The organism is Marinobacter flavimaris (assembly GCF_045057155.1).
GTDB lineage: Bacteria > Pseudomonadota > Gammaproteobacteria > Pseudomonadales > Oleiphilaceae > Marinobacter > Marinobacter manganoxydans.
Genome location: NZ_CP171359.1, coordinates 118,116 through 135,001 on the forward strand (window position 1 = coordinate 118,116; position 16,886 = coordinate 135,001).

A 16,886-nucleotide genomic window follows, 5' to 3' on the forward strand; every position below is an offset into this window, starting at 1 on the left:
TCGAGCAGGAGGCTGCCCTGCAGCCTCCTGCAATGTATGGCCAGCCGAGTTCTGGCTCCGATTTGCCTGCAAGCAGGGTGTGTCATGACTACCGAACAAGATTCCAAAGACCTTCCGGACATTGAAGTGGGCGAGGACCATGTACTCGCGCACAACGTGGACGAGGAACCGGTCGAAGCCAACCGCCGGCTATTCGAAGGCGGCCTGCTGAAATTCGTCGCGCTGCTGGCGATAGCCTATTCAGCCTTTCACCTGTATTCACTGAACATAGCGCCCCTGGAAACCTGGTCGTTCCGTATTGTGCACATTGCCGGTGCCCTGGTGCTGGGTTTCGTTCTGTTTGCCGGCGCCCGGTTTGTGTCATCGGAAGAGGGCGGTGCCCGCCACCGGTGGACAACCTGGATCAGTGCCGGTGCCATGCTGCCGGCTCTCTATGTGTTGTATCAGACATTTTCGTTCTGGCAGATGGTTCAGAACGGCGCCATGCGGATTCCGGTCGAACTGGAGGTGTGGCACTTTGGCTGGCCGCTGCTGGCGGCGACCGGTGTTGGCATTGTCATGAGCTGGTTTCATCAGCGCGAGCGATCGGTATTCAGCGTGCCCGATCTCGTGTTGATCGTCTGCTCCCTGGCCGTGGCTGCCTATTTCCTGGTGGTTTATAACACGTCCATGCGGATGTCTACCGGCACCTCCTTTGCGCCGGTGGGTATCTCGTTTGCAGCAATTGCCGGCACGGCCCTGATCATGGAGCTTACCCGGCGCGTGGCGGGGATGGCGCTGGTGATCATCGGTCTGGTGTTTCTGGCCTATGTTTTCGCAGGACCATACCTGCCAGGTTTCCTTGGTTACCCGGGGCTTTCGGTCCAGCGGTTCTTCAGTCAGGTGTATACCGATGCCGGGATCCTTGGGCCGACCACGGCGGTGTCTTCGACCTACATCATTCTGTTCATCATTTTTGCCGCCTTCCTGCAGTCCTCGAAGGTGGGCGACTACTTCGTGAACTTTGCCTTTGCGGCGGCCGGCCGTTCCCGGGGTGGCCCGGCCAAGGTATCGATCTTTGCATCGGGCCTGATGGGTATGATCAACGGCACAAGTGCCGGCAACGTGGTATCCACTGGCTCCCTGACGATTCCATTGATGAAGAAGGTGGGCTACAGCAAGCAGTCTGCGGGCGCTGTCGAGGCGGCTGCGTCCACCGGTGGTCAGATCATGCCGCCGATCATGGGCGCCGGCGCCTTTATCATGGCGGAAATTACCGGCATTCCCTACACCGAGATTGCCATCGCGGCGATCATTCCGGCGATCCTGTATTTTGCCTCGGTCTACTTCATGGTGGATTTTGAAGCCGCCAAGACCGGCATGCGCGGCATGCGTGAAGACGAGCTGCCAAAGCTCAGAACCATGATGAAGCAGTGCTATCTGTTCGTGCCGATCATAATCCTGATTGTCGCCTTGTTCATGGGCTATTCGGTGATCCGGGCCGGCACCCTCGCGACCGTTTCTGCCGCGGTCGTGAGCTGGCTGTCGCCCAACAAGATGGGTCTGCGGCATATCCTTCAGGCACTGGAAATTGCTTCCTATATGGCGATCCAGATTATCGTGGTGTGCGCAGCGGCCGGGGTAATCGTGGGCGTGATTTCGCTGACGGGAGTGGGCGCGCGCTTCTCAGTGCTGTTGCTGGATGTTGCGGCCACGAGCCAGTTGCTGGCGCTGATCTTCGCCATGTTCATTTCCATTCTTCTGGGTATGGGGATGCCGACCACGGCGGCCTATGCGGTAGCTGCCTCGGTGGTCGCGCCAGGCCTTGTCCAGTTGGGTATTGAACCGCTGACGGCGCACTTCTTCGTGTTCTACTTTGCCGTAGTCTCCGCGATCACACCACCGGTTGCGCTGGCCTCCTATGCCGCTGCAGGCATATCGGGCGCCAACGCCATGGAAACCTCCGTGGCCTCGTTCCGGATTGGCATCGCAGCATTCATCGTGCCTTTCATGTTCTTCTACAACGGCGCGTTGTTGATGGAAGCCGGCTGGTTCGAGATCGCGAGGGCACTGGTAACCGCAACCTTTGGCGTTTACATGCTTTCTGGCGGCGTACTCGGTTGGTTTGCGAGCATTTCCGCGTCCTGGATAACGCGACTCCTGCTGATTGCGGCCGCGTTGCTGATGATCGAGGGTGGGCTCTGGACAGATCTCACCGGTATTGCCCTGGCGGTCCTGGCGTTCGTCATCCAGAAGCAGCGTAAAACTCGCCTTGCCACAGCTGGCGCCCTGTAAAGGGGGTCTTGCTGGCGGCGTCAGAACAACCGTGCCATGGAAGCATCGCACGGTTGTTCTGTACCCGGCCTGGCTATACTCTAGCGGCTTTCCGCGGTTTTTCGGGAACCGGACCCTATGCCTTACCGTATTGGCGTTTTTCTCCTTTTCGTGGCGACCCTGGTGGTCGCCTGGCTGCTCGGTGGCTGGGTTGGATACCGGCAGGTGGAGCAGGAGAGCCTCGAGGAGTCCTTTCGGTATCGCCAGTTGGTGGCCAACGAACTGAATCGGTATCTCCCGGTGCCCGAGCTGATGGCAGAGCATCCGTTATTGCAGCGGGCGCTGGAGGCGCCTGACAATCCCTCTGCTATTCTCGCGGCCAATGAACAGATGCAGCGCATGGCCACTATCGTAGGCAGTTCGGATGTCTACCTGATGGATACTCACGGCCTGACGATCGCAGCCAACAACTACCTGCAGCCAGACAGTTTTGTCGGGCGGAATTTCAATTTCCGGCCGTATTTCTATGAGGCGATGGAATCGGGCGATTCGGCGATCTATTTCGCCCTCGGCCTGATGTCTGGCGTTCGGGGTCTGTATTTCTCGCATCCGGTTCGGGACGAGGGCGGCGAGATTATCGGGGTGGTCGCCGTGAAGGTTCTGGTTCATGAACTGGAATCCCAATGGGATCGCCCTACCGGCTTGCGAGAGGCGGAGATGGTCGTGCTTGATCATAATGGCATCAGTTTTCTCGCGAGCAGGCAGGACTGGCTCTACCGCAATTTCTCGGGGATGGCCGATGCCGTGCCCGACGAGTATTCCCGCCGGCGTTATCCAGACCGTGATTTGACGCCAATGGCACTGAAAACGTTGGGAACCCCATGGGGGCTTCTGGAGCAGTCAGCAACGGTCCGCATCCAGGACAGTGGCAAACCCCGGGAATATCTAAGCGTAAGCACGCCTCTGCCAAGGATGGACTGGACGCTTCAAGTCATGGTGAGCACTCGCTCGGTCGTCTGGACCCGGTTGGGTTTTGCGGTCGGTGGCGCAGCGCTGTTCTTTGGCGGCCTGTTGACCTGGCTGTACCTGCGCGAGCGCTACCGGCGCGAGGCTGAACTGGCTCTTCGGGGCGAGCAGCTGGAGCGAAGCGTGGCCGAGCGAACCGCAGACCTGGAGAACTCCAATCGCAAACTGGTGGAGGAGATCCGAGAGCGAGAACGCACCCAAACCGAGCTGCGGGAAACACAGCAGGAGCTGATCCAGGCTGCAAAACTGGCGGTGCTGGGCCAGATGTCCGCGGGCCTCAACCATGAAATGAACCAGCCTCTGACGGCCATTCAGACCTATGCTCGAAACAGCCGCCGCTTCCTTGAGAAAGGTGCCGGGGAGATGGTGGATGCTAACCTGTCAGAAATCATCCTGCTGTGTGACAAGATGGCGGAGCTGACCCGGCAGTTCAAAGTGTTTGCGCGCAAATCCGAAGGCCCGCCAGCGGTGGTGGATCTCCGGCAACCGATTGACGCATCCCTGAAGATTATCGTTGCCCAGCAATCGAGTTCGGAAATCGATATCCAGTGGCACCGTCCGGACTCGCCGGTGATGTGCCACGGTGACCTGATACGGATAGAGCAGGTTATGGTTAACCTGATGGCGAATGCGGTTCAGGCGGTAGAGGGCGGTGCACGGCCGGAAATCCGGATTGATATAGAAGAAACCGAGCAGCACTGGAAATGCCTGGTGCGCGATAACGGGCCCGGATTGCAGGGCGACACCGAACAGATTTTCGAGCCCTTTTTTACCACCAAATCGGTCAAGCAGGGACTGGGTCTTGGGCTTTCCATATCGCGCCAGATTGTGGATGCGCTGGGTGGCAGCCTGACCGGTCGTAACCGCCGGGATGGGCCGGGCGCAGAATTCGTCGTAACCCTCAAGAAGCGGGAGGCCATGGAATGACAGAACCCTCGGTAATCTTTGTGGACGACGATCCACACATCCGCCAGGCTATTGCCCAGACACTGACCCTGGAGGAGTTGCCGGTCAGCTGCTTCGAAGATGCGCCATCGGCGCTGGGACATATCAACGCCGACTACGACGGCGTGGTTCTCTGCGACTACAACATGCCGGAGATGACCGGCCTGGAGTTGCTGGACCGGCTTCGAGCTATCGATAACACCATTCCCGTGATCATTCTTACCGGGCAGGGCGACATAAGCACGGCAGTAACAGCCATGCAGCAGGGCGCTTACGACTTTATCGAGAAGCCGTTTGATCATGATGAACTGATTGAACTGCTCCGTCATGCCCTGGAAAAACGGCATCTGGCCCTCGAGAACCGTCGACTGAAAGCACAGCTGCGACACCTGGCCAGACCCGGTCCACGAATGTTGGGGGATTCGCCGTTGATGCAAAAGGTCATGGCGACCGTTGATCCCATCCTCGATATTTCGGCCAATATTCTTCTGCACGGGGAAACTGGGTCCGGGAAGGATGCGCTGGCCCGATACATTCATGAGAACAGTGGACGCAGTGCCCACAACTTTGTAGCAATCAACTGCGGCGCGGTGCCCGAGAACCTGATTGAAAGCGAGTTGTTTGGCCATGAGGCCGGGGCGTTCACCGGGGCTGAAAAGCGCCGTATCGGCAAGATCGAGCACGCCCACAAGGGCACCCTGTTCCTGGATGAGGTTGAGAGTATGCCCGTGCCCTTGCAGGTGAAACTCCTGCGGGTGCTGGAAGAACAACGGGTCGAGCGTCTGGGCAGCAATCAGGTTCAGGAGGTGGATGTCCGGATCATTGCCGCCACCAAGGCGGATTTGAAAAAACTCAGTGACGACGGCGAATTCCGGCCTGATCTCTATTACCGGCTGAATGTGGTCAAAGTTGACATCCCGCCGTTGAGAGAGCGGAAAGAGGACATCCCGCTGCTGTTCCATCATTTCGTGCTGATTGCCGCGGCCCGTTACGATCGGGAGAGCATACCGCTTGATGCTGGTCAGGCAGCCCGGCTGATGCAACATTCATGGCCCGGCAACGTTCGCGAACTTCGGAACCTGGCTGAACGTTATGTCCTGCTGGGGCCGGCAGCGCTGGATGAGAACGAACCTGCGGATACGGCCAATGTGGCGGGTCGACAGACGCTCGCCGAAATGATGGACGGTTTCGAGCGTTCTGCCATTATCAGCGCCCTGAATGCCAGTCATGGCAGCATCAAGGACACCATGGTCCAGCTCGGTATTGCCCGGAAAACCCTGTACGACAAGATGCGCAAGCATGGGTTGGACAAAGCCCAGTTCAAGGATTGATGAGCAACAAAAATTTACCGGCATGGTTACAGGCTGGAAACAAACTACGCAGTATCATCAATGATATTGCCCCCGGTTTTTGCGTAGTCTTTGCGACTTTTTCCATGCCGGATCGCCCGGCGAATTGATCACTTAACCAAAAAGACTACCAGTCATGAAAAACCTGACCATCCAGACACGGGTACTGTTGCTGGCCCTGGTGCCGGTGATTGTGCTCACGGCATTCCTGACCAGTTACAACCTTAACCAGGCCAGTGCTATTGGCGAAGAGGCCGTTGCCGGTTTCTCCTCCGATATGGAAGAGAGTAAACGCCAGGAACTGCAGAATTATCTGGCCGTTGCAAAGTCTTCCATCGAGCATCTCTATAATCAGCCTGGGTCCGCAGACGATCCGGAGGTGCGCGAGAAAGCGTGGGAGATCCTGCGACAGCTTCGTTTTAACGATTCGGGAAGCACCGGTTATTTTTTTGCGTATGACACCCGGGGTGTCAATGTGATGCACGGCGTCAACCAGTCTCTGGAAGGCAAAAATCTCTGGGACTTCCAGGATCCCAACGGAACCTTCCTGATTCGTGAGCTGGTAAAGGCGGCGCGCAATGGCGGCGGTTATGTGCCTTATGGTTGGAAAAACAGCGAAACCGGACAAGTAGCGCCCAAGCTGGGCTATGCGGAAATGCTGCCCAAGTGGGGTGTGATGATCGGCACCGGCTTCTGGATTGACGGCCTTGAGGCCCAGGTAGCGGCGATGGAAAGCCAGGTGGGGACTTCACTCGAGGACGCCGTGATAGGCTCAGTCAGCACCTCACTTGTCGCATTGGCGCTGATCGTCCTGCTTGCCCTGATCGTGGTCCGCAGCATCATTCGGCCCCTGAAATCGGCCGTGTCGGCAATGAATGACATCGCCAGCGGCGATGGCGACCTGACCCGTCGTCTTGACGTTTCCGGCAAGGATGAGCTTGGACAGTTGGCGACTGCCTTTAACAGTTTCGCCGACCAGGTGCACGGACTGGTTGAACGCGTGCTGTCGTCTACCCGCACGCTGAACGAGGCCACGGCTGATTTGAACCAGGTCATGACTGAAGCCGAGCAGGGCGTCGAGCGACAGAAATCCGAGAGTGATCAGGTGGCAACGGCGATGAACGAAATGACCGCAGCTGCCCAGGAGGTTGCGAGCAACGCGAGTGAAGCCTCCACGGCCGCCGATCATGCCAATGGACAGGTTTGCGATGCCCAGGGCCTGGTACATCAGGCTACCGAAGTTATTGGCGGGCTCTCCGAGCAGGTGGGAGAGGGCGTTCGGGTTATCGAGCAGCTTGGCACTGACTCTCGCCGGATTGATAGCGTACTGGAGGTCATTCGCGAAATTGCTGATCAGACCAACCTGTTGGCCCTCAACGCTGCGATCGAAGCGGCACGGGCCGGCGAGGCCGGTCGGGGTTTTGCCGTGGTGGCTGACGAAGTTCGAACGCTGGCTCGCCGGACCCAGCAGAGCACCCAGGAAATCCAGGATATGATTGAGCGGCTTCAGTCTGGGGCAGGGAATGCGGTCAAGGTAATTGCTTCCATCAGTGAGCGCAGCGAAGCGACCGTGGAAGAAACCCGGCAGGTCAACGATGCGCTGCAGCGCATTGGTCAGGCTGTGGCAACGATCACGGACATGAATACACAGATTGCCAGCGCAGCCGAAGAGCAGACCAGCGTTTCCGAGACCATTAATCAGAACGTGCATGAGATCGTCGCGATTACCGAACAGACGGCGCAGGGAACCCGTCGGGCCGGAGATGCAACTCAACGGCTGAAGAACCTGGCGTCCGAGATGTCAGAGCAGGTCAGTCGGTATCGGGTGTAGGCATTACTGATTAAGTGAGAAAGGGGCAGAACTCGGGTTCTGCCCCTTTTTTTCGTTCTTTAAATGCTCGCCAATGTCAGAGATTGGCTTCGGCAAATTCTGCCAGTAGCGACCGGGGAACACCCTGCAGGTGGATGTGGGCGCCATGTCGAAAGCGCTTGAATCGTTCGGTCATGTAGGTGAGGCCCGAACTCAGGGCACTCAGGTAGGGCGTATCGATCTGCGCAAGGTTGCCGAGGCAGATCACCTTTGACCCGTTGCCAGCCCGGGTAATGATGGTCTTGATCTGATGGGGCGTCAGGTTCTGTGATTCATCGATAATGATCAGGCTGTGCTGGAAGCTGCGGCCCCGGATGTAATTCATGGATTTGAAGTGCAGGGGCACCTTGCTGAGGATGTAGTCGACGCTGGCGGTCATGTTCTCGTCGTCCTCGTGGAGGGCTTCCAGGTTGTCGACGATGGCGCCCAGCCAGGGCTCCATTTTCTCGGCTTCAGTTCCGGGCAGGAACCCGATGTCCTCGTCGAGGCCCTGGGTGGAGCGGGTGGCAATAATGCGCTTGTAGAGCTTGCTGGCCACGGTCATCTCGATACACGCAGCCAGCGCCAGGATGGTTTTGCCCGAGCCGGCGGAGCCGGTGAGGTTGACCAGGTGGATGTCCGGGTCCAGGAGCAGGTTCAGCGCCATGGCCTGATAGATGTCCCGGGGAACCAGGCCCCAGACTTCCTCGTTCATCAGGTCGTGTTGGTGCAGGTCCTTGATGATCAACTGGTCGTCGGAGAGGTCCACCACCTTGCCGACGAAGCCCATTTGATCGATGACGAATTCATTGATGTTCAGCTTCGCCAGCTCGCCTTCCCGCTTGAGGATATGTTCGGTCGAACCCTCCCGCTGAACAGTCTCCACTTTCTCGATGGTGTCCCAGAAGGAGTTGGGGAATTCCCGGTAGCCCTTGGGCAGAAGATCAATGTCATCGAGCAACTGGTCGTTGTGGTAGTCCTGAGCTTCGACGCCGAAGCCCCTTGCCTTGAGGCGCATGTTAATGTCTTTCGACACCAGGATAATGTCCCGGGACTTGTGGCGGTTCTGGAGAGCAGCCAGGGTGTTGATGATCTTGTTGTCGTTCAGATGCTCTGGCAGCGAATTGTTGCCACTGTCACCGGTGCTCATCAGGATCGAAAGAGTGCCCAGGGGTTCGGCCTTCTTGCCACGCACGATGGGAACACCTTTCTCGATCACCTTCGGGCTGGCATCGCCCAGCAACTTATCGATGTTGCGGATGGCCTGACGGCAGTCAGCGGCCACGGCTTGCTTGCCGGATTTGAGGCTGTCGAGTTCTTCGAGGACCGTCATCGGGATGATGACATCGTGTTCTTCAAAGTTGAGGAGGGCGTTCGGGTCGTGGATCAGGACGTTGGTGTCGAGGACGTACATCTTTCGGCGAGCTTGCGGTGCTCTGGGCATAAGTGGCGCTACCTCTCTGGTGGCTCAGTCGTTATCGGCGCAGCGTTGCGTGAGTTCCTCATCCGAGATCACTTTCAGCATATCGTAAGTCGTTATGATGCCGGTAATTTTTGAATCATTGGTGACAAAAATCCGGTGCAGGTGCTCGCGCATCATGATATTCGCAATGTCGCGCACCGGCGTCTTCTCGTCAACCGATAAAACGATGGGGGTCATGATGTCCCGGACTTCTACCGGCACCTTGCCCATTTCCTCAAAGATCACCATTCGCAGGCGTCGGGCTTCCTCCCGCTCTTCGGGAGTCAGATGCCGGTCCGCATCGGAGCGCGTGGCGTTCCAACGGAATTCGGTGATGTCTTTAAGAGTGGCAATGCCGACAATTTCGCCGTCGTCATCGGTGACGGGGCTGCCGGTTATCTCGTTGTCGGTGAGGAAGCGGGCCAACCGGTCCATGGTCCAGGATTGCGGGACGGCCTTGATGCTGGGTGTCATGATCTCGTAGGCGAGAACGGTCATTGATCTGGGCTGCCTTCTAGAGTCCTTTCATAAAGCTTAGCGCGTGATACTCCGCGCGTCATCCCTTACTGTGCGCCGGGACTCAGGGTTTGTTCATGCGAAGGCCGGTCAGTTGGCCCTGCTCGTCATAAACCAGTTGGTACCCCTGGTACTTTTTACTGTTGGCAACGCGTTCCAGCGCTTCCATCGACCTCACGGGAATATCCACCAGCAGGGAGTTCACCAGCCAGCCGGGTAGCGCTCCGTTGGGGTCCGTGTGCTGGACCCACACCATCCGGGTGCTCTCCCCCTCTGGTGTGAACCGGTACAGGGTGTCCGAGCGATCGACTCTCACCCGGCTGCTGTTTTCCGCCCGCTGATCGGGCATGGCGTTCAGATCCATGACGATCTCACCGGAGGCCTGATCACCCCGTGTGCGTATGCGCAGGACATAGTCGCGGTCAGTAACCGGCCAGGGCATGTCATTCACGGAATAGGCAAAGCGATCTTGAAACACGCCATTGCCAAACCCATGGGATTCCGTGCAGTTGTGCACCCACTCGATGCAGGAACCGGGGTTGGCCATCACAGCCATCAGGTTTTCGATAGGCGCGTCGAGCACCGCCACGGCCTTGAAGGCCTTGAAGCTGGAGCCTGGCTGCTCGATGGTATAGACCCGGATGTGATCGGCTTCCTTGCGTAGCGTCCACGCCTCGTCGCTTTCACTGGGCAGTTCAGCACGGGCACTGGCGGCAACGGCAAACACCAGCAACGCACAGACCAGCCCACTGAGCACCGAGGCCCAGCCCGTAATGCCATGGGCTATGCTCTTTCTCATAGGGTACACTTCCTTGCAGATGGTGGGCCGAGTCTAGCATGGGGCTTTTGCCGGCATGGCCACGGAAACAGTGGATTGTGAACCAGGTAGCGACCTGTTGATTTGGTAACCGAAATTGGCCCGATCTGACGACGACTATGACCATTAAGAAACTTATCAACGGCAAAGGGCAGGTGATTCCGGGACTGTTGGATGAACCGGTAGAAGAGATCAACTATCTGGACTATGACCTGCGTACGGTGATGGACCGCCCGCGTTCAAAGCTGGCAAGACGCTGGCGGTTCAACCAGTTCCAGTTTGTCAGCGCCATGGGCCCGGGTTGGGTGTTTGGTCTGGCGGTGGTGGATCTGAAACTGCTGGGCAGCGGATTCTTCTATCTCTATGACTTCGAGACTGGCCAGATGTTGGAGCAGTCTTTCCTTCAGCCATTGGCCCGGCAAACCTGCATTGAGCCCCGGCCAGAGGAAGGGGTGACAAGGTTCAGCAAGGGCGACGTAGCCGTGCGAATCGCGCCTTCCGCGGATGGCCGGACAATTACGGTCTCGGCCCCGGGAGGTATCCGTATTGAACTGACGCTTTCAGAGGATCGGGACCCGCTCCGGCTGGTATGCCCGGCCGGCTACAATGGCTGGGTATTTACCCGCAAGTCGGCAGGCTTGCCGGTGGAAGGGGAAGTGCGCTGGGATCATCGTATCTGGCGCTGCGACGAGCAGACTCGGGGATCCATCGATTGGAGCTGTGGCTTCATGCGCCGAGAAACAGCCTGGAACTGGGCCTGCCTGGCTGGCCAGCTTGCGGATGGCCGGTCCGTGGGGTTGAACCTTGCCGCAGGGGTCAATGAGACGGGAATGACAGAAAATGCGCTCTGGCTGGATGGTGTCTGCCACAAACTGGGCGCGGCAAGGTTCCGTTTTGATCGCTATCAACCAGGCGGCGACTGGCATGTGAGCACGGAGGATGGTCGGGTCGATCTGCACTTTGTCCCCGCTGGTGTGCGCAAGGAAAAACTGGACGCCTGGGTACTGGCATCCAACTTCCGGCAGTACGTGGGCTCGTTCAGTGGAACGGTGACGGATGAGGCTGGCGGAAAAATTGAGGTTAAAGGTCTGCGGGGCCTGATGGAAGACCACTTTGCGAGGTGGTAAGAAATGGCCTGTCCCACCCGGGACAGGCCAGATAAAGCGGGTTATCGCTCCGGTAGCGTGACGTTCAGCTCCAGTACCGAGCAGCTCTCGTTGCGGTCTACCTCAACCTGAACCATGTCGTCGCTGATCTGAACGTACTTGCGAATGACTTCCAGCAGCTCCTGCTGCAGTTGGGGCAGGTAGTCCGGCTGATCACGCTGGCCCCGCTCGTGAGCCACGATAATCTGGAGGCGCTCTTTGGCCACGCTGGCGGTGTTCTTCTTTTTACCCTTGAAGTAATCGAGGAAACTCATCCCTTAGCCCCCCTTGAACATCCGTGAGAAGAAACCCTTCTTCTGGGACGTCATGAAACGGTGTTCCCGTTCCTCTCCCAGAAGGCGTGCAACCGCATCATCGTAGGCCTGGCCGGCATCGCTGTCCTCTTCGAGGATAACCGGCAAACCCTGGTTTGAAGCGTTCAGAACAATCTGGCTTTCCGGAATGACGCCCAGCAGAGGGATCGCGAGGATTTCCTCTACGTCCGCCACGGACAGCATCTCGCCCTTTTCGACACGGGACGGGTTGTAACGGGTCAGGAGCAGGTGTTCCTTGACCGGATCCTGCCCCATTTCGGCTCGACGGGATTTGCTCTGCAGAATGCCCAGAATGCGGTCGGAATCCCGCACCGAAGATACTTCGGGATTGGTAACCACAATCGCCTCATCAGCGTAATACAGCGCCATCAGCGCGCCATGCTCAATGCCAGCGGGGGAGTCGCAGACGATGTAATCGAAGGTCTCGGAAAGCTCGTTGATGACCTTCTCGACGCCATCTTTGGTCAGTGCTTCCTTTTCCCGGGTCTGGGAGGCCGGAAGGATGTACAGGGTATCGACCCGCTTGTCGCGGATCAGCGCCTGGTTCAGGGAGGCTTCGCCCTGGATCACGTTTACGAAGTCGTACACCACGCGACGCTCGCAGTTCATGATCAGGTCCAGGTTGCGCAGGCCCACGTCAAAATCGATGACTACTGTCTTGTGGCCTCGCTTGGCAAGGCCGGTGCTGATCGAGGCGCTGGTGGTGGTTTTGCCAACGCCGCCCTTTCCTGAGGTAACGACAATAATTCTAGCCAAGGTTCTGTTCCTGTTTCTCGGTGGATTCGTCGTGTCTGCCGAATTATCCGGTCAAGTTATTGTGTTCAGCTCCAAAATCAGGCCTTGTCCAGTGGCGTTACCACCAGCAGGTCGTCCCTGAGCTGGATTTGCACAGCGCTTTTCCAGCCATTGTCCTGAAGATCTTCGGAGATTTTATAGTGTCCCGCGATGGACACAAGCTCCGCTTCCAGCGATTGACAGAAAACCCGTGCGGATTCTGCGCCATGGATGCCGGCCAGTGCCCGGCCCCGAAGCGGGCCGTAAACATGGATGTTGCCCGCCGCGAGCACTTCGGCACCGGCCTGCACCGGTGCCAGGATAACCAGGTCACCTTCCGGTGCGTGGATCTGTTGGCCGGAGCGGACCGGCTGGGAGATGATTTTGGCCGGAGGTGGGTCACCGGCAGCGCTTGTCGAGGCTGCAACAACTGCCGCTTCCGCTTCGTCCGCGGCCGCCTGTTCGGCTTCATGGGTGCGATCCCGCTGACCGTTGCCGGGCAGCAGTGCCAGAGCAGCCCCCCGGGCCAGACGGCGCTGGTCGTCGGTGCCACCGCGAACGCCAATCACATGGATGTGGTTACGCCGGCAGGTGCCGATGATCTTGAAGAAATCCAGTTCACTGTCCAGTCCCTGGTATTTCTCCAAACTGATGATCAGCGGAATATCCTTGAAGAACCCGGGGGCCTGGCTGATCTTGTCTCGCAGTACTTCTTCAAATTCGCTGTCGTCAAAATAATAGAGCTCCAGGGCGGTCATGGACACGCTGGCGCTTTTTAGCTGAAAACCCTGTTTTACCCCGGAGGTGGCGGTATCGCTCATGAAGGAGTCTCTTCCCTGGTCATGTTGTCGGTTGGGTTCGGGCGCTGCCGCAGTGGCACGCCTTCGAAGCGGATGCCTGACCATCCTGTACTGATAAACTGGCGGATGTTGCCGTGGCTCTCGCCGGTCGGATCGTCCAGAACCTGCTGGTAGTGCTCGGCAAACAGCTTGAGCGTGTCCACTTCGCTCAAATTGCAGTACTGGCCCAGACCAAAGATCCGGCAGGAGCCGGCATTCTCGCCTTCTGCATTTACCAGCGGGCCATTGCGGAAGCCGCAGGGCTGGTACTCGAAGTGCTGTTCAATCAGGGCCAGGGAATCTTTGAAACTGGCGTGGCCAGCGTCCAGGGATGCCAGGTGAATCCTTACGGCATCGTTGACGCTCATTATTTGTGTTCCTGCTTGGGGCCTGTCTGATAGAGCGCCTTCCAGTCCTCGTACGGCATTCCGTAGATTTCTTCACGGGCCTGGGGATCTGAAATCTCGAAACCACGCTCATTCGCCTCTGCCAGGTACCACTTGGACAGACAGTTGCGGCAGAAGCCCGCCAGGTTCATCAGGTCGATGTTTTGCACCTCCGTGTTCTCTCGCAGGTGCTTGACCAGGCGACGGAAGGCTGCGGCTTCAATTTCAGTGCGTTCTGCTTCAGGAATCGGATTGCTCATATTGGCCTCGCAATGGTTGATGCGCCGTTTATCAGGAATCCTGACATTCTCTGCATGTTAGCTTAAGATACAAGGCTGTATAAATGTACAGAGAATCGACGCGAGCCCCCTGATTATGCCACAACGCAAGATCATCCATGTGGATTGTGACTGCTTCTATGCGGCCGTGGAGATGCGGGACGATCCCAGCCTCCGGGAGGTGCCGCTGGCAGTGGGCGGTGATGGTGGACGGGGCGTGGTAACTACCTGCAATTACAAGGCCCGAGCTTACGGTGTGCGTTCGGCGATGCCCGGCAGCGAGGCACGTCGCCTTTGCCCGGGCCTGGTGACCGTCCCGACGGATATGGGACGCTACCGGGCGGTCTCACAGCAGGTGATGGCGATCCTGCGGGAAATGACGGATCTGGTGGAACCGCTCTCTCTGGATGAAGCTTTTCTGGACGTTTCCGATGTGACCGATCACAAGGGCAGCGCTACGCTAATGGCCCGACACCTACGGGAGCGGGTACGCAGGGAAGTGGGTATTACCATTTCCGCCGGCGTGGCGCCCAATAAATTTCTCGCCAAGATCGCCAGCGACTGGGAAAAGCCGGACGGGCTCTTCGTGATCCGCCCGGAGGACGTTGAAGGTTTCGTGCAGGAATTGCCGGTGGAGAAGCTATTCGGGGTAGGGCAGGTGACGGCCTCGAAACTCCACGCACTGGGGGTCAAGACCTGCGGGGACATGCAGGCGCTTGGGGCTGATGTGTTAATCGAGCGCTTCGGGAAGCAGGGCTACCGCCTCCACGAAATGGCCCACGGCCGGGATGACCGGGCCGTCGTGGTGTCGCGGATCGCCAAGTCAGTCAGCGTCGAGCGGACCTTTTCGCAGGACTTGCCGGACATGGCCGCCTGCGAAACCGTTATGGCCTCCCTGGTAGCCGACCTCAACCTTCGTCTGTCGCGCAAGGCGCGCAGGAAGCCGATCCATAAACTCTTTATCAAGATCCGCTACAGTGATTTTTCAACCCATACCCTGGAGCGGGTCCGGGAACAGATCAAAGAGCCCACCCTGGAAGATTATCTGCCGCTGCTGGCGGAACTGGTGACCAACCGGGAGCGACCGGTTCGGCTGTTGGGTCTCGGTGTGCGTTTTCGCAATGATGACGCCCCGGTCACCCAGTTGCGTTTGTTTGATTAGAAGTGCAGCCAGTTCATGGCCATGTAGCCCATCAGCCCGCCGATCAGAGCGCCCGCGGCGACGTCGCTGGGGTAGTGCAGCCCCAGGACTACCCGTGATGCGGCGACACTGAGGGTAAATGGCAGCACTATCGTTGCCAGCGCCGGTTCGGCCAGGGTGAGCATAACCTGGAAGCAGGCAGCGTGAAGGGTATGGCCGGAGGGAAAACTGTAGCGGTCCAGGGGTGGTGTGCCGCAGTCGATGGCAGGAAAGGAAATGAAAGGGCGTTCCCGGATTAGCCAGCGCTTCAGAAGCTTGTAGCTGACGGTACAGGCAAGGCCGGTCAACGCCATGAGCAGCGCTAGCCCTGGCCCCGAGGCCGGATAAAGAAAAGGGATCGACAGGATCAGGGCATACCAGAACCAGCCGTCACCCAGTCGGCTTACCAGCCGGAAATAGCCGAGGACTGGCCGGAAACGAACAGCCCGGTTAATAGTCTGGCAGAAAGCGAATTCGCGCTGGTCTGCCAGTTCAAAGAAGCGAGACGCTTTGCTTGTTGATGGCATGGTATCCGGCCTTTGCGGGTTGATTGAAAACCAGTTGTTCAAACTGTTCGATCTGGGAATTCCAGCTCTGTTCCAGGGCGTCCAGCCTTGCCTGGGCCCTGATACGGTTCAGCAAGGTTGGTTGATCGGCCAGGCGGAGAGCGCTGTCGACGTATGCTTCATCCTCGTCCAGAGGCACCTTCATGCCGTTTTCTTCGTGGCGTATGTGTTCGGCTGCGGCGGCGTCGTCAAAGCTGACGACGCCCAGTCCGCTGGCCATTGCCTCCAGCACCACGTTGCCGAAGGTGTCGGTTTTGCTCGGAAACAGGAAGAGGTCGCCTGAGGCGAAATGGCGTGCCAGGTCGTCGCCCCGGCGGGTGCCGCAGAACACGTAATCGGGGTGGCGTTCAGCCAGCTGGCGCCGTAGCGGGCCGTCGCCAACCAGTATGAACCTGGCCTGGGGGTGAAGGCCGCGAATACGTTCGAAGCAGGCAACCGCCATCCGAAGGTTCTTTTCCGGTGCAAGCCGGCCGACATACAGAATGGCGCGGTCATTGGCCTGTAAGCCCCAGGATTCCCGCAGTGCGCTGTCTCGCTTGTGGGGAGTAAAGCGATGACAGTCCACGCCCCGACTCCAGAGGCCGGTCGCCGGAATACCCATGGCGCGGGTTGTCTGCTGCATTTTTCGAGTCGGCACCAGGGTGATGGCCGTGCGGTTGTGGAACCATCGACCGTAGAGGCACAGCAGCCTCTCCAGCATGCCGACGCCATAATAACGGCTGTAACTGTGAAAATTTGTGTGGAAGCCCGAGCTGACCGGAATCCCTATCTGCCTTGCGGCTGTGGTCGCCGCAACGCCCAACGGGCCCTGAGTGGCAACGTAGACGGCATCGGGGCGGTCAGTGGTCAGGAGCTTTTTCAGATGGCCGGTTCGGGCGAGGCCAAAGCGCAGGTCGGCGTACCCGGGTAGCGGCAATCCGGTCACCACATGTTCACGGGAGAAGAGTGCCTCGCCAGCACTGGCAAAGTGGCCTTTGCGCTCATGCTGCTGTCGCGGCCGTATAACCGTTACCCGGTGCCCACGTTGCATCAGCCCCTGGCAAAGCTGCCTGAGCGTGTTTGCCACGCCATTGATTTCCGGCGGAAAAGTCTCCGAAACAATGGTAATGTGTTGTGAGCGCCGGTTGGCCTGCATGGTCTCGGTCACGGTGTTTCCTGTGCTTCCT

Annotated in this window: 16 protein-coding genes; 6 read left to right on the forward strand and 10 right to left on the reverse strand. The window is 58.4% G+C overall.

Annotated features, from left to right (window positions below; translation table 11 throughout):
• Positions 1-84 precede the first annotated feature (84 nt).
• The 4 genes from ACGK9W_RS00705 (at position 85) to ACGK9W_RS00720 (ending at position 7,404) form a co-directional block, all read left to right on the forward strand.
• Positions 85-2,274, forward strand: coding sequence for a TRAP transporter fused permease subunit (locus ACGK9W_RS00705; protein WP_014576235.1), 2,190 nt, complete (start codon positions 85-87; stop codon positions 2,272-2,274).
• A gap of 117 nt (positions 2,275-2,391) precedes the next feature.
• On the forward strand, positions 2,392-4,206 hold the full coding sequence (locus tag ACGK9W_RS00710) for an ATP-binding protein (RefSeq protein ID WP_092030299.1): 1,815 nt from the start codon (positions 2,392-2,394) through the stop codon (positions 4,204-4,206).
• Positions 4,203-5,555, forward strand: a complete 1,353-nt coding sequence (locus tag ACGK9W_RS00715; protein ID WP_092030297.1) for a sigma-54 dependent transcriptional regulator — start codon at positions 4,203-4,205, stop codon at positions 5,553-5,555. Before ACGK9W_RS00710 ends, ACGK9W_RS00715 begins: the two co-directional genes overlap by 4 nt.
• Positions 5,556-5,709: 154 nt before the next feature.
• Positions 5,710-7,404 (forward strand): methyl-accepting chemotaxis protein, encoded by a 1,695-nt coding sequence (locus ACGK9W_RS00720; RefSeq protein WP_053114609.1) that lies wholly within the window; start codon positions 5,710-5,712, stop codon positions 7,402-7,404.
• A gap of 76 nt (positions 7,405-7,480) precedes the next feature.
• Here the strand turns inward: ACGK9W_RS00720 and ACGK9W_RS00725 are convergent, their stop codons facing one another.
• From ACGK9W_RS00725 to ACGK9W_RS00735, 3 genes are all read right to left on the reverse strand, one after another.
• Positions 7,481-8,866, reverse strand: a complete 1,386-nt coding sequence (locus ACGK9W_RS00725; RefSeq protein ID WP_008176310.1) for a PhoH family protein — start codon at positions 8,864-8,866, stop codon at positions 7,481-7,483.
• 24 nt (positions 8,867-8,890) lie between these two features.
• Complete coding sequence (locus ACGK9W_RS00730) at positions 8,891-9,382, reverse strand: HPP family protein (protein ID WP_008176308.1); 492 nt, start codon at positions 9,380-9,382, stop codon at positions 8,891-8,893.
• An 82-nt stretch (positions 9,383-9,464) separates the two neighbouring features.
• A complete protein-coding gene (locus ACGK9W_RS00735; protein ID WP_008176305.1) occupies positions 9,465-10,199 on the reverse strand; it encodes an START domain-containing protein in 735 nt (244 codons plus the stop codon).
• Positions 10,200-10,336: 137 nt separating this feature from the next.
• Between ACGK9W_RS00735 and ACGK9W_RS00740 the strand changes: the two genes are divergently transcribed.
• The gene (locus tag ACGK9W_RS00740; RefSeq protein WP_008176303.1) at positions 10,337-11,344 is read left to right on the forward strand and encodes a DUF2804 domain-containing protein; all 1,008 of its coding nucleotides are present in this window, start codon (positions 10,337-10,339) and stop codon (positions 11,342-11,344) included.
• Between the two features lie 41 nt (positions 11,345-11,385).
• Here ACGK9W_RS00740 and minE read toward each other — a convergent pair whose 3' ends face one another.
• From minE to ACGK9W_RS00765, 5 genes are all read right to left on the reverse strand, one after another.
• Positions 11,386-11,637, reverse strand: coding sequence for a cell division topological specificity factor MinE (gene minE, locus ACGK9W_RS00745; RefSeq protein ID WP_008176301.1), 252 nt, complete (start codon positions 11,635-11,637; stop codon positions 11,386-11,388).
• Positions 11,638-11,640: 3 nt separating this feature from the next.
• Positions 11,641-12,453, reverse strand: coding sequence for a septum site-determining protein MinD (gene minD, locus ACGK9W_RS00750; RefSeq protein ID WP_008176299.1), 813 nt, complete (start codon positions 12,451-12,453; stop codon positions 11,641-11,643).
• Between the two features lie 77 nt (positions 12,454-12,530).
• Positions 12,531-13,292: a septum site-determining protein MinC gene (gene minC / locus ACGK9W_RS00755; RefSeq protein WP_014576243.1), complete on the reverse strand. Its 762-nt coding sequence runs from the start codon at positions 13,290-13,292 to the stop codon at positions 12,531-12,533.
• Entirely contained in the window at positions 13,289-13,678 is a 390-nt protein-coding gene (locus tag ACGK9W_RS00760; protein ID WP_014576244.1) for a HopJ type III effector protein, read from the reverse strand. Before ACGK9W_RS00760 ends, minC begins: the two co-directional genes overlap by 4 nt.
• Positions 13,678-13,956, reverse strand: a complete 279-nt coding sequence (locus ACGK9W_RS00765) for a DUF1244 domain-containing protein (protein WP_405418752.1) — start codon at positions 13,954-13,956, stop codon at positions 13,678-13,680. The genes ACGK9W_RS00760 and ACGK9W_RS00765 overlap by 1 nt, the downstream gene beginning before the upstream one ends.
• Positions 13,957-14,071: 115 nt before the next feature.
• Between ACGK9W_RS00765 and dinB the strand changes: the two genes are divergently transcribed.
• Positions 14,072-15,136, forward strand: a complete 1,065-nt coding sequence (dinB, locus tag ACGK9W_RS00770; RefSeq protein WP_405418754.1) for a DNA polymerase IV — start codon at positions 14,072-14,074, stop codon at positions 15,134-15,136.
• On the opposite strand, the gene ACGK9W_RS00775 is transcribed toward dinB, so the two are convergent.
• Positions 15,133-15,681 carry a phosphatase PAP2 family protein gene (locus ACGK9W_RS00775; protein WP_405418756.1) on the reverse strand — a complete coding sequence of 183 codons (549 nt, stop codon included), beginning with the start codon at positions 15,679-15,681 and terminating at the stop codon, positions 15,133-15,135. The genes dinB and ACGK9W_RS00775 overlap by 4 nt on opposite strands.
• Complete coding sequence (locus ACGK9W_RS00780; protein ID WP_405421134.1) at positions 15,647-16,855, reverse strand: glycosyltransferase family 4 protein; 1,209 nt, start codon at positions 16,853-16,855, stop codon at positions 15,647-15,649. The genes ACGK9W_RS00775 and ACGK9W_RS00780 overlap by 35 nt, the downstream gene beginning before the upstream one ends.
• Positions 16,856-16,886: the final 31 nt, after the last annotated feature.